The 12,885-nt window shown below is 56.5% G+C and carries 9 protein-coding genes; 7 read left to right on the top strand and 2 right to left on the bottom strand.

Annotation, left to right across the window (positions count from 1 at the left end; translation table 11 throughout):
• The first annotated feature begins 7 nt into the window (after positions 1 to 7).
• The 3 genes from ACSMXM_RS16175 (at position 8) to ACSMXM_RS16185 (ending at position 4,181) form a co-directional block, all read left to right on the top strand.
• Positions 8 to 907: a bile acid:sodium symporter family protein gene (locus ACSMXM_RS16175; RefSeq protein ID WP_460317476.1), complete on the top strand. Its 900-nt coding sequence runs from the start codon at positions 8 to 10 to the stop codon at positions 905 to 907.
• A 125-nt stretch (positions 908 to 1,032) separates the two neighbouring features.
• Positions 1,033 to 2,352 carry an NAD(P)/FAD-dependent oxidoreductase gene (locus ACSMXM_RS16180; protein WP_460317477.1) on the top strand — a complete coding sequence of 440 codons (1,320 nt, stop codon included), beginning with the start codon at positions 1,033 to 1,035 and terminating at the stop codon, positions 2,350 to 2,352.
• Between the two features lie 86 nt (positions 2,353 to 2,438).
• Positions 2,439 to 4,181 carry a DUF885 domain-containing protein gene (locus ACSMXM_RS16185; RefSeq protein WP_460317478.1) on the top strand — a complete coding sequence of 581 codons (1,743 nt, stop codon included), beginning with the start codon at positions 2,439 to 2,441 and terminating at the stop codon, positions 4,179 to 4,181.
• Positions 4,182 to 4,238: 57 nt separating this feature from the next.
• Here ACSMXM_RS16185 and ACSMXM_RS16190 read toward each other — a convergent pair whose 3' ends face one another.
• The gene (locus ACSMXM_RS16190; protein WP_460317479.1) at positions 4,239 to 6,053 is read right to left on the bottom strand and encodes a 2OG-Fe(II) oxygenase family protein; all 1,815 of its coding nucleotides are present in this window, start codon (positions 6,051 to 6,053) and stop codon (positions 4,239 to 4,241) included.
• A 305-nt stretch (positions 6,054 to 6,358) separates the two neighbouring features.
• Between ACSMXM_RS16190 and ACSMXM_RS16195 the strand changes: the two genes are divergently transcribed.
• Positions 6,359 to 7,573, top strand: coding sequence for an amidohydrolase family protein (locus ACSMXM_RS16195; protein ID WP_460317480.1), 1,215 nt, complete (start codon positions 6,359 to 6,361; stop codon positions 7,571 to 7,573).
• A gap of 10 nt (positions 7,574 to 7,583) precedes the next feature.
• On the opposite strand, the gene ACSMXM_RS16200 is transcribed toward ACSMXM_RS16195, so the two are convergent.
• Positions 7,584 to 8,060, bottom strand: a complete 477-nt coding sequence (locus tag ACSMXM_RS16200) for a MarR family winged helix-turn-helix transcriptional regulator (protein WP_460317481.1) — start codon at positions 8,058 to 8,060, stop codon at positions 7,584 to 7,586.
• Positions 8,061 to 8,484: 424 nt separating this feature from the next.
• On the opposite strand from ACSMXM_RS16200, the gene ACSMXM_RS16205 reads away from it, so the two are divergent.
• The 3 genes from ACSMXM_RS16205 (at position 8,485) to ACSMXM_RS16215 (ending at position 12,881) form a co-directional block, all read left to right on the top strand.
• The gene (locus tag ACSMXM_RS16205; protein ID WP_460317482.1) at positions 8,485 to 9,738 is read left to right on the top strand and encodes a M24 family metallopeptidase; all 1,254 of its coding nucleotides are present in this window, start codon (positions 8,485 to 8,487) and stop codon (positions 9,736 to 9,738) included.
• Between the two features lie 270 nt (positions 9,739 to 10,008).
• Positions 10,009 to 11,226: a pyridoxal phosphate-dependent aminotransferase gene (locus ACSMXM_RS16210; RefSeq protein WP_460317483.1), complete on the top strand. Its 1,218-nt coding sequence runs from the start codon at positions 10,009 to 10,011 to the stop codon at positions 11,224 to 11,226.
• Positions 11,226 to 12,881 carry a DUF885 family protein gene (locus ACSMXM_RS16215; protein WP_460317484.1) on the top strand — a complete coding sequence of 552 codons (1,656 nt, stop codon included), beginning with the start codon at positions 11,226 to 11,228 and terminating at the stop codon, positions 12,879 to 12,881. Before ACSMXM_RS16210 ends, ACSMXM_RS16215 begins: the two co-directional genes overlap by 1 nt.
• Positions 12,882 to 12,885: the final 4 nt, after the last annotated feature.

Raw genomic sequence — 12,885 nt, forward strand, 5'->3', positions numbered from 1 at the left:
GGGCGCCATGACTTATAACGAGCTGATGTCCTTGCTGAGCAATTGGCTGTTGCCAGGCTCGCTGATCGCAATCATGGCATCAATGGGCCTTTCGTTGACCGCGAATGACTTTCGGCTGGTGTTTCGCAACAAGCGGGCGCTGATCTTTGGCGTATGTTCGATGCTGATAGTGCCGCCCCTAATTGGTCTATCACTTGCCCTTACGGTGGCGCCGACTGCGGCCCTGGCAGTTGGCTTCATCCTCCTTGCCACGGCGCCAGGGGGGATGCTGTCGAATCTTTTCACCGACATGGCCAAGGGCGATCTTGCGCTATCAATGTCGATGACACTGATCGTCAGTATGTTGTATATCGTCCTGGTCCCTTTCTACGCGCATTTCGCGCTCCTCCATTTCATGGCACTGCAAACGGACATTAACGTACCCATCGGTTCGTTTTTCTGGGACATTTTTTCGATCACCTTGCTGCCGGCTACGATTGGCTTCGTCGTTCGCGCCTGGAGGCCGGGCTTTGCAATTTCGGTAAAGCGCTATCTGAAGAATATTGCGACCGTCGTCCTGTTTGGATCGTTCGGTGTGATCCTCTACGATCAAGCGGCCATCTTGCGCGAAAATCTCAATACGTTGTTGTTGATAACGATTGGCCTTAATGTGATCATGGTTGGGGTGGTGATGACCATTGTGCGCTTCGCGGGATTTAATCGGCGCGAAAATATCGCCATTGGGATCGAGCATCTGATGCGGCAAGAAGGCACCGCAATCTTCATTGCCGTCTCTATAGTTGGCAATAACGAGATGTCGCTGCCAATGATCATGAACACCCCCGTTGCGCTCTGCTTCGTCCTGATTTTCGTCGCCCTTTCCAGGCGCACGGGAAACGCAACGCGGCGATCCAGCGTCCCCATTTAATGCGTGAAGAGATTTAGCGTTCGACCCCGGACGAGCAGAAAGTTCGCTATTATGACCCGGTCCGATCAATGGACGTCACAAGGAGGTTCCACCTTCTTGCGATACACCCTTCTTTCGACCCGCTGATGAAAAAGAAAGCGAACCTGCGCCAGCGTTCCGCGACAGCGCTGACGAGCTCCTTATGGACGGCGACGGCCGCGCGGGCGCCTGCGTTCACGTCATTGTCGGGCGATCAACAGGCAGATGTTCTTGTGGTCGGCGGCGGTATTGCCGGAATGTCCACGGCACTCTCCCTGGCCGAAAAAGGAATAGACGTCGCTCTGGTGGAGGCCGGACAGCCTGGCGACGGGGCCACCGGGCAGAGCGGCGGACTTGTGGCGCCCGACTATATTCGTCATTCTCCTGAAAGCATCCGCTCGGTGCTGGGGCACAAGGATGCCGAACGCCTGACTGGAATGATCGGTCGATCGGGGCAACATGTGTTCGACCTGATTACGCGTTATGGCATCGATTGTGGCGCGCGACAGGACGGTTTCTATACGCCGTCACACACACCCTCTCTGGCCGAAGATCAGCGCCGATACGCGAACCAGTGGCGCGTGCGTGGTCATAAGGTCAGCTTTGTCGAAGGCGAGGAGGTGCGGCAGTTGTTCGGCGCCGATCGCTATTGCGGCGCCCTCCGTTTTGAAGAAGGAGGTAGCCTAAACCCCCTCGGTTACGTTCGCGGCTTGGCCCGCTCGGCACAGTTGAATGGTGCGCGCGTCTTTACGAATAGCACGGTAAGGGCCCTGAACCGGGAAAAGGATGTTTGGGTCTGTCAGACGTCGTCGGGGACGATCCGAGCACCGCGTGTCGTGCTGGCGGCCAATGGGGGTAATGCGGCACTGCATCCGGCTATGCGCAGAACGTCGCTGCCGCTCCATGTCGTACAGTTCGCTACTACCCCGCTGGACCCCTCTCAGCGGCGTGCAATCCTGCCGAACGGAGGGGGCTTTACCGACAAGGTGCCCTATTTGTTTACGGCGCGGATCGACAATCATGGTCACCTTGTCTCTGCCTTCCCCATGTCGTTCCTCCTGAAGGGTGACGAGGGATATTACCGCGAGGCGAGGAGCCGCTTGAGGGAGCATTTCGAAACGATGCGCGATCCCGATATCGGCCACCTGTGGCGCGGTGTGGCATGGGTGAACACATCCTTCCTGCCAGAAGTATATGATTTGGGGGATGACGCGATATCAATTCAGGCGTGTAATGGTCGCGGTATCGCCACCAACACGGTTCTCGGCGCAGAAGTCGCCGCCATGCTGGCCACCGGGGATTCGGAATCCTTGTCGGTGCGGATGCGGAAACCCAAGCCAATCCGCTTCTATTCTGCCGCGGCCATGTTGCCAAAGCTGCTCATGTCGATGGCGTATTTGTCGAGGATCAATTCGAAGTCAGCATAGTGGTTCTGGTCCGCGACGGGATCTCTCCCCGCCTGACCTGTCGTAATGCGGCGTGGTGCGGCAGTCTGTGATGAAAGGAAGCCGGAATGGCACTTTGGACATCTAGCATAAAACGCCGCTGCGGCCGTGCGCTTTCGCTGTGCGGCACGAGTTTGCTATTATTGGGCGCCGGTGAGCCCGGCTTTTCCGAGCTTGCGGAACGCTACGAGCGTTTTGCCGATGATTATCCAATGGAAGCCGGACGATCAGACCCGTCCCGATCGCGCACCGGTTGGCCGAACGAAACGCCTTCGGGTATGGAAAGTCGAAAGATAATTCTGACCCAAATCGCAGCGGAACTCGATGCGCTCGACGATTCTTCCCTTGTGGATGAGGATCGGGTCAATCGCGACTATCTGCGTGAACTGATCGGCTGGCGGATCGAAGGAATAAACTTCGATGAGCGGCGTTTTTCGTTCGTTGCGCATGAGGGGTTCTACAATACACCCTACGCATTGGCGCGAGGGTTAAACCTGCGGTCCGAAGCCGAAGCGCAAGAGTGGGTGGCCCGGATGGGCGGCATACCCGGCTATTTTTCTGAGCAACGTGCAAATCTGGAGCGCGGAGTTGAGACCGGGTGGACGCACCCGGCAGTGGTGATCGACGTCGCCGTTGAAACGCTGCGCAATCAGGTTGCCCGGCCGGTCGCAGACGATCCGATGCTCGACCCTTTGAAGGCATATCCTGCAATTGCCGCCGATGCGCAGAAGCTGATCGAGAGGGAAATTCGTCCCGCGCAGCAAGCGGCATTGGCCTATATCGATGGTCCCTACCGTTCCAAGGCGCGCAAAGGGCTTGGCATTGCCGAAATACCGGGCGGTCGCGCCTATTATGACTTTCTTCTGCGTTATTATACGACGACAGATTTGACGGCCGAGGAAATTCACGAGCTCGGCCTGTCAGAGGTCGAGCGCATTCGCGCCGCTATGGATGAGGTGATCGCCTCGACTGGTTTTGAAGGCACATTTGCCGACTGGTTAAAATTTTTACGTACCGATTCCCGCTTTTACGCCGAGAGCCGGGAGGAATTGATCGAAAAATATGCCGCTGCCTCAAAACGCATTGATGGCGTCCTGCCCGGTTATTTTTCCATTCTGCCCCGCCAGCCGTTCACAATCGTTCCGGTGCCGCGCGACCTTGAAGAAGGCTATACGACTGCGCGGGGCGGCGGGGGCGGTGATTTTGCGAAAGGGTTTGCCGGAACCTTCGTTGTCAACACCTCGCACCTCGATCAACGCCCCTTGTACGAGGTGCCAGCGCTTAGCCTGCATGAGGCGGCGCCCGGTCATCATACGCATGGGGCTTTGAACAGAGAGAATGGTTCGCTGCCTTCGTTCCGGCGCGCACGCGATCTACTGGCCTTCCGCGAGGGCTGGGCGCTTTATGCCGAAAGGCTGGGACACGAAATGGGGGTCTATCGTGATGCATATGAAAAATTCGGGAGCCTTTCGAATGAAATGTGGAGGGCGTGCCGAATGGTCGTCGATACCGGCATCCACGTCATGGCGTGGGACTATGATAAAGCGCGCGAATGCTTTGCGGAAAACACGGCGCTTGCCGATATCAACATAGATACCGAACTAGCGCGTTATATCGGCGCGCCGGGCGGTGCGGTTGCGTATAAGGTTGGCGAATTGAAAATTGTCGAACTGCGCCAGCGCGCCGAGGAGGCCCTCGGCACTCGCTTCGACGTTCGCGCCTTCCACGATCTCATCTTGGCACAAGGGCAATTGCCTATGACGATGCTGGAGGCAAAAGTGGATGCTTGGATTGCCGCAACGCCGCGCTAGAGAGTGCGCTTTGCTGGCGATCGCTGCGCCGCGCCGCCGGGTAATCTGCGCCTTCGGTCAGCGTGCCGGGATGATGTCGAAGGCGATCGTCGTACGGTGCCCATTTCCCGAAAAGGGGTAAGTGCCGTGGTAGAAATAGGATGGAAACAGAACGAGCAGTCCGGTCTCCGGCCGAACAGCGCATAACAGCTCTTCCCGGTCACCTAGGTTCAGTCCTGACTCTCCGAATTTTAGCCAACCCTCCCTACCGGCAGGTGCCGCGTCATGAAGCGCAACGTAATAGACCGCGCTCACCCAACCTTCTGGATGGATATGGTTTGTGTGATGACCACCGCCATATAAGCGTACAGACCAAGATCCCGAAAAAGCGAAATTGGACGTCTTGCGGCATAAAAAGGGATGGGCGGGATCATCGGGCAGTCCCGATATATAGTCGTGGACGGCATGCTCTATCATGGTTCGCACCGCTGCCACCTCCGGCAGAGCGCGAGTGAATAGATCGTCGGTGGTCTGGGTGCCGCCGCGAAGTGTTTGCTCGAGGGGGTGCTGTCGTCCGTGGTGCAGCCCCGTCAACACAGTGTCGAGGTGCTGATTGAATGTCGCGGCGTCGCCATCGCTCGGCTTCAGCGCAAATGTTCCGATTAAATCCGGATCGTGTAGGGCGGCTGCACGGGTATCACCGGAGAGGCGCCAGGCAATTCCCTGCAGCGCCAGGGCCTGTTGATCTGCGGGGTCTGCAGCAAGCCGGCGTTTGATCCGTTCGACTGCATCGTGGGTCCGGTCCATGATAATAAGAGAGCGGGCGGATTCTTTCAGCGTTGCTGCATGCTCAGGATCGTAAGAGAGAGCGCGATCAAAAGCGTTGCAAGCCTTGTCGGGTTTGCCAGCAGACCACAGTGCCTGCCCGAGCCGATATTGAAGATCGGCGCCGCCCACGCCACACTCTGCCGCCGGCGCGAGCAGGTTCACCGCTTCCTGCGCGTCTCCCCCTAGCGTCAGCTGATAGGCGAGGCCTGTAAGCAGACCAGGATCATCGCCATGCTCTACGAGGGCTGCGCGATAGCTTTTCAAATGATCGCCCCTTTGACCATGCTGCCAAAGCAAACGGCAGAGGGAATCATGCACAGCAACATCGGTGGGTGTTAGTTGCAAGGCGCGGCGATAGGCCGCCTCCGCTTCCTTGATGTGCCCCAGATCCTGTAGACAATTGCCCAGATTATAATGGATTCTTGCATCTGAGGGGGACCTGATCGCGCAACTGGAAAGGATGGGCAGGGCCTCCTCCGCACGTCCGACGCTTCGAAGCGCCAGTGCAAGATTGTGAAGCCAAGGGGCATGCCCGGGGCGTAATCGCAGCGCCGTCTGATAGGCGTCGACGGCACGGCCGCCTGCGTTCATTGCACCAAGCGCCTGACCGAGAATTCCCCAGACCCGGGCGTCTTCTGGCCGGACGCGGGCAAGGGGTTTCACTGTTTCATACGCGGTTGAAGGATGGCCAAGCGCCATTTGCGCCAGGGCCAGGTTAAGTCGTGCGTCAATATAATCTGATTTCAGTTCCAACGCCTGCGTGTAAGCGCGGGCCGCTTCCTCAGGACGACCAAGGTCAATGAGACAATTGCCCAGATTGTTCAGGACATGATATTGGTGGGGACGGGCGGCCAAAGACTGGCGAAACAGTTTGGCGGCCGCAATTTGATCGCCACGTTTCCGCGCTACCATTCCCAGCAATTGCAGGGCGTCCGGGTCCGTAGGCGCGGCAGCGAGTATTCGGTTTAGACAGGCCTCTGCACGGCGGAAATCTCCGCCCTGGGCCAACGCCATTGCCTGCCTCAACTCCTCCTGCAGCTTCGTCTGCGATATCGACTCTCGCATAACGCACTCGTCCCATCGCGATCGCATGGAGTGGGTCCTTGGCAAACCAAACCCCCCTTGTGTTGTCAACAAAATAACGACATAAATCATGTGTAAATTCACGCGAGGGGGCGATTATGCTGCAAGCTGGTTTATTCCGAAGGACTTGTGAACTTTTGAAGGGAACCGCTCTTTGCGTGGGCCTGCTGGTTGGCGCCGGTGTATCGCTCGCCCCGGCGCATGCTGCGCCGCGCGCCATTCCGGCGACCACGGATGACGTCCGCCGTTTGCCCATCCCTCCAGTGGACCGAAGCCAAGAACCTATCATGGTGCTGACGGGAGGCACCCTTATTGACGGACGCGGGGGCGAGGCGATCGAGGATGCTGTCATCGTCATGCAGGGCGATCGGATACTTGCCGCAGGCCCTGCCCGGTCCACGCCTCTCCCCGCAGGTTCGGCAAAAACCATTGATGCCACCGGCCTTTATATTCTGCCTGGCCTGATCGACCTGCACATTCATTTCACGCAGCAGCGCGGCGAAGATTTTGGTAGATATTCAGATAGCGCCGCAGGTGCTGCCATTCGTGGCGTCGCGCTCGCCGAGCAGTTGATCAGCGCGGGCATTACCGCGGTCAGGGATGTGGGCACCGTTGACGATGTAGCCTTGCGGATCAAGGAGGCTGTCGATCGCGAAATCATTACAGGTCCGCGGGTTCTATGGAGCGGAAGCATAATTTCCAGCACTGGAGGTCACGGTGATGAAGTAACCTCGACTGCGACTGGCCGACAGAAACCTGCGTTTGGGGGCCCTACAAAAGGTTTTAATGGCCCGTGGGAATGGCGCGCTGCGGTTCGGAACGAGGTGCGAAGCCTAGTCGATTGGATCAAGCTGGGCGCACCGGCCAATAAGGAAGAAATCGCCGCCGCCATCGAGGAGGCGCACTCATTGGGGGTGCCCGTCGCGATAGATAGTTATGGCAAGTACACCGATTGGGCGATTGAGGCAGGGGTTGATACGCTTGAACATCCGCTGGCATTGTCCGACGATGCCGTGCCGCTGATGAAGAGACATGGAACTGCCTTCGTGCCGACGATCGGTGCTTTCGACAATTTGCTGACCGGGGGCTACCCGACCGCAGGCATTCCGACCGGCGGCTTTTATCACACGCATTCTCGCCGTTTCGTGATAGATCAGCAGGATCATCTGGACCGCGTCGCGGAGGCGTATCGAAGCGGGGTTCAAATTGGCGTCGGCACCGACATTCCGTTTGAGAACGAGATTAGATATCCAGACGCCTATTTCCGCGAACTTGCCTATCTAAGCGAGGCGGGGATGACCAACGCGGATGTGCTGGCTTCGGCGACCCGTGTTGGAGCCGAAATCATGCGCATGGGCGATAAGCTGGGGACATTGGAACAGGGAAAAATCGCCGATATTCTGATCGTCGGCAAAAATCCATTGGATTCTCTAGATAATCTTAGAGACGTTCGTTACGTCATCGCGGACGGCAAAATCGTAGTAGATGAACCGGCCCGCTGAGTGCAGGGGACTATTCGATCGGAAGCTTGCTAAGATTTGCGCTGATCTTTTTGAGCGTTCGCAATAGATGATCGATGTCTTCGTTACTAACGCCTTCCATTGCGCGGGCGAGTTGCCGGCCGACGATCGGTGTCAGCTTGCGTAGCGTTTGCTGGCCCATCGAAGTCAATCTGACCTCAGTTACACGGTTATCATCGGGATTGGGTCCGGTGGAAACGAGCCCCTGTTCGACCATTCGGTCGATGATGCGGCTGATAGTAGACCTCTTCGTCAGCGCCGCCTCAGCAATAGCCCCGATACTTGCAGGCTCTTGCTCACGCAACACCGTAAGCACGCGATAAATAGGCTTGGACACGCCATGCTTGTGCAGTACCTTGTCCATATCTTCATGATATTTGAAATCCGCGTGTGTCATCAAATAAAATGGAGAGTTTTCCAACCGGAATGCCGGGCTGCTCGGATCATAATCACTACGATCTTCCATCATCTCCCCTGCTCTCATTATCGATTTGCGCACTGATATTTTATTCATATTTTCCTCGAATGCCTTGCTCGATCAAGCAGTTTTGGATGGGAGAGCGAGCGCCTTCACCGATTTAGCCATGAATCAAGCCTCTAATCCTCGTTACCTGCAATGTGCTTTAACGCCTTCAAGGGGTCGCCAATGGTCGCCATCGCGTCCTGACGATGACCCGGTTAACCAGTCGGACAAAGGCGGCCCGTCCTGATCAGCCATATAGGTCCTCAATATTGAAGATTCACGAAAATTAGCTATTAATCGCGTGAATATTGATATGATCGGGTCCGACCCTGGGCGAGGCTAGGTGAGAGGAGGGGGTGGTATGCGCTGGGCTTTATATCGACTAGTTCTTGTCGGCGCTGTGTTGTTATCAGCAGCTCCGGGGTCGGCAATGACTCTGGAAGCGCAGCAGCGCTGGGAGCAGCTTTGCCAGATTCGCAAGGACAAGCTTGACCTGATCTTGCCGAAGGTAATGCGCGAAAACGGCATCGACATGTGGATCGTGGCGTCGCGCGAAGGTCATGCGGACCCGAACGCTGAAACACTCGGCGGCGGATATGTTGGCGACATTGGTTATTACGTGTTTACCGACCTTGGCGAAGATCGGATCGAACGCGCGGCGATGGGTATAGGGGGCGCATTGTTCGACCAATGCCCCCTATATGACATCAAAACTGCACCAGCCGGTCTGCGCAAATTCGTGGAAGAGCGCGATCCAGAACGCATCGGAATCAATATCGCGAGTGAAATTGGCACTGCCGATGGCCTCAGCTATTCCCAGCACGGGAAGTTGCGTGAAGCGCTGGGCGCGGACTTGTCGGCACGGCTGGTATCGGCAGAGAAGCTGGTTTCTGATTTCCGTTCCCGGCATACCGTCACAGAGATCGCGGCATTTGCGCGCGCCGGTGAATATTCGCGGACGATTGCCGAACGAGCGCTGTCGAATGAGGTAATCGAGCCTGGCCATACGACGACTGGCGATGTCGCGTGGTGGATGATGGAAGAGCTGCAAAAGGAAGGGCTTGGTAGCAGCTTCGGAATACCCAGCATTTACGTCCTTGGGCCGGGTGAGCGGGGGCCGGTGTCCGGGGATCATATAATCCGGCCGGGTGACCTGATCACCATGGACTGGGGCGTCAATTACCTCCTTGCTTACACTGATATGAAGCGCATGGCCTATGTGCTGAAACCAAGCGAAAACGCACCGCCGGCCGGTGTGCAGCGTGCGTTCGAAAAGGCGATCGAAATTCGGCAGATGATCCTCGACGTCATCCGGCCCGGTGTTACTGCCGGGGATGCGCTGGCTGCCGTTAATCGAAGAATTTCAGAAACGCCGGGGCTTGTCCTGGGTCGCTATGACGATCCGAGCGAGGATGGTAATGTATCGGATGTCGTAATCGGCAGCCACTCGGTAGGGGATTTGGGGCATGGCTCCGGTCCATCAATGGCCGATTTTAATCCGCTGCGAATGACCTACTTGCTACGCCCCAGTAATTTTCTTTCTATCGAGCTTTTTCTTTATACCCCGGTACCTGAATGGGGGACGCAGAAGGTCAAGATTCCGCTGGAGGACAATGGAGTCGTAACCGAACGCGGGTTGCAATGGCTTTATCCGGTCAATAGCCGAATATTATTAGTGAAATAGCCTCCGCGCGCATCGTGACATGTCGCGTGTATCATTACTGCGACGCGGTGGGTGTTCGCTGTGCTGCCTAGCTGCGCGCCATGCGAATTATACGTACGAAAACCCAGCTCGCCTGCATTGTGAACAGAGCCGCATCGATCCGCTGGTGGGCACGTGCGTTCGGAAAGCCGCCGCCCAAAAATTTTCCGAAAAAAGAGGCAGAGACGAATGCCATAAAATATCCTAGATCACGCAATTATTCACATGTAATGTGATGAAGGAGGTTGTGATATGAAATGGCCGGCGCAGCGCCTTTCGGCGGCATCCAGAAAAAGTTTTGGGATGTTTGACGAAGCATCCAAACTTGACGCGGACGGCGTCGATTTGATCCACTTGGAGTTTGGGAGGCCACATGCCGATACGCCGGCCCATATTAAGGAAGCGGCAAAGGCCGCGCTCGATGCCGGCGTCGTCCACTATGGCGATTTTCGCGGTACCCTCTCCTTCCGTCAGGCTCTCGCTGAAAAGCTGAAAGACTTCAACCGCCTCGACTACGGGCCTGATGAGATCCTGGTCACCAATGGACTGACGCATGCATCATTTGCGGCCTTCATGGCGGCAATCGATCCGGGGGATGAGGTTATACTGCTCGACCCATATTATCCGCAGCACATCGCTAAGACGGAACTCGCGGGGGGCAGGGTGGTAATCGCCGGTCTCGATAAGGAAAATAATTTTTCGATTTCTAAAGCGGCAATTGCAGCGAAAATAACTGAACGAACACGGATGATCGTCCTGATCAATCCAGCAAATCCAACCGGCCGCGTGTACAGCGCACAAGAACTACAGCACATCGCAGACCTTGCGATCGAACACGATCTTCTCGTGCTGTCTGACGAGGTATATGAGTATATTACCTATGGGCATGCGCAGCATGTTAGCATTGCAAGCCTGCCAAGGATGCGGGAACGCACGATAACCTGTTTCGCCTTCACGAAAGCCTATTCCATGGACGGCTGGCGGATCGGCTATCTGACCGCCGATGCACGGCTAATGCCGGCAATTTTGCGTATCACCATGACCGATGTCACACACGTCAATGTATTTGTTCAAGAAGGCGCGCGTGCCGCTGTCGAAGGTCCACAAGATGCGATGCGGGCGATGGTGGAGGCGGATCGGCGCAAACGCGACATCGTTGTGCAGGCACTTAATCAAATGCCTGGGGTAATCTGTGCGGAACCGGAAGGTACGATTTATGCCTTTCCCGACATAAGCGGAACGGGCTGGGCGTCGGACGATCTCGCGACGGCAATTTTGACGGAGGCGCATGTCGTCGTTGAATCCGGCTCCTTTTATGGTGCTGCCGGGGAAGGGCATCTGCGGGTCTGCTTCGGATCAGAATCAGAGGCGCGCGTGACAGAAGCAATGGAGCGTCTGACCCGCTTCTTTAACACTGCGGAACAACCGCTTCGGAAAAAACCTATCTCGAATATAATGGGAGATGCATAATGAAGCTGAAGCTGCGACTTGCGCTCGCTTTAATGACGGTGCCGTCTTTCTTCCTCATGGCCGCAGCACCTTCCTTTGCACAGACAAAAACAGCTTCTGCCGATTATGCAGATTTGGTTGCCCTCTACGAGGAATTCCGCGGCTCTGTAGCGCCGCCGGTCGTGAACGGGGTGCCGGACTATTCTCCTGCCGCGATGGCGCGCCAATTTGAGCAACTCAAAGAGCTTCAGAAGCGGATGAAGGCTATCGACGATAGCGATTGGCCCATAGCGCAGCGCGTCGACTATATGGTGGTATTAGCAGAGATGCGCGGGCTGGAGTTTCAGCATCGCGTAGTCGAACCATGGAAACGCGACCCTGCCTATTACAGCACGACCAATCTCGGTTTTGGCCCCAAGATGCATGGAGCGCTAGCAATTCCGAAATTACCACTCACCCCTGATGAGTTAATTGAATTCAAGGCGAAACTTGACGCCGTACCAGAGGCGCTAAAACAAGCGCGCGCAAATCTGACCGATCCGAGAGGCGATCTTGCGCGCCTCGCCATCGTACAGAAAGAGGTTGAGGAGAACGTCTATGGGGAGCTTGCCGCCAGCGCGGCGAAGTTGCAGCCCGCTCTCGAACCGTCGGCACAGCGCGCCAAAGCCGCGGCGGCCGACTACAAGGCTTGGTTGCAGCAGATCGAGGCGGGCCTTCCCGCACATGGAGGCGTCGGCGAAGACAATTACGCGTGGTACTTACGCCACGTCCTATTGCTGCCCTACACGCCCGAGGAGATCGCGGTCATTGGGGAGCGGGAATATCAGCGGCAGGTTGCCTTTCTGAAAATCGAAGAGCACCGCAATCGCAGTATCGCAATGCCGGACCCGGTAACAACACGTGCCGAGTTCGATGAAAAGCGCATGAAAGAGGACGAGGACCTATTAGCATTTCTGCGCGACGGCGACTGGGTGACGATCCCGGATTATGTGAAGCATGACCCGGATGAAGGCCCCTATCAATTTCCGTTCGAGAAGGATCCATCGAAACCGGGACTGTTCGATCCACCCCTCGATTTGCATTTTTTCTTTCAGGCCGAGTTTCGCGATGGGCGGCCTCTGCGCGCGCACAATCTTCCAGGCCACGCTTTCGACAGCTTGCAGGCAGCGCGCGACGATCGCCCGGTACGTGGCGCCCCGCGACTTTTTTTCGTTAATGGCGTACGTACCGAAGGCTGGGCGTTTTACCTGGAGGAGATGATTCTGCAGGCGGGTATGCTCGAAAATCTGCCGAAAACCCGAGAGATCGACTATATTCTCGGCGCCAAGCGTGCCGCTCGCGTTCTTCCCGAGCTAAAAATGCAAAAAAACGAGTGGACTTGGAAACAAGCTAACGAGTCGCTCATCGACCGTACGCCGAAATGGATGGAGGAGAACGACGCCGTCGCGCAGTTCGACATCGAACTGTATCTGCGCCAGCCTGGCTATGGAATCGGATACTACATGGGCAAAGTGGAACTGGAAAAGCTGCTGTCAGAAGTTGCAATGCAGGAAGGTGCCGCGTTCGATATCAAGTCCTTCCATGATCGCTTTCGCGCTGCCGGTTCCATTCCCATTTCCCTAATTCGCTGGGAAATGACCGGCCGCGGCGATGAGGTAAGAACGATGCGAGATTAACGAC

It is taken from the genome of Pacificimonas sp. ICDLI1SI03, assembly GCF_054740865.1.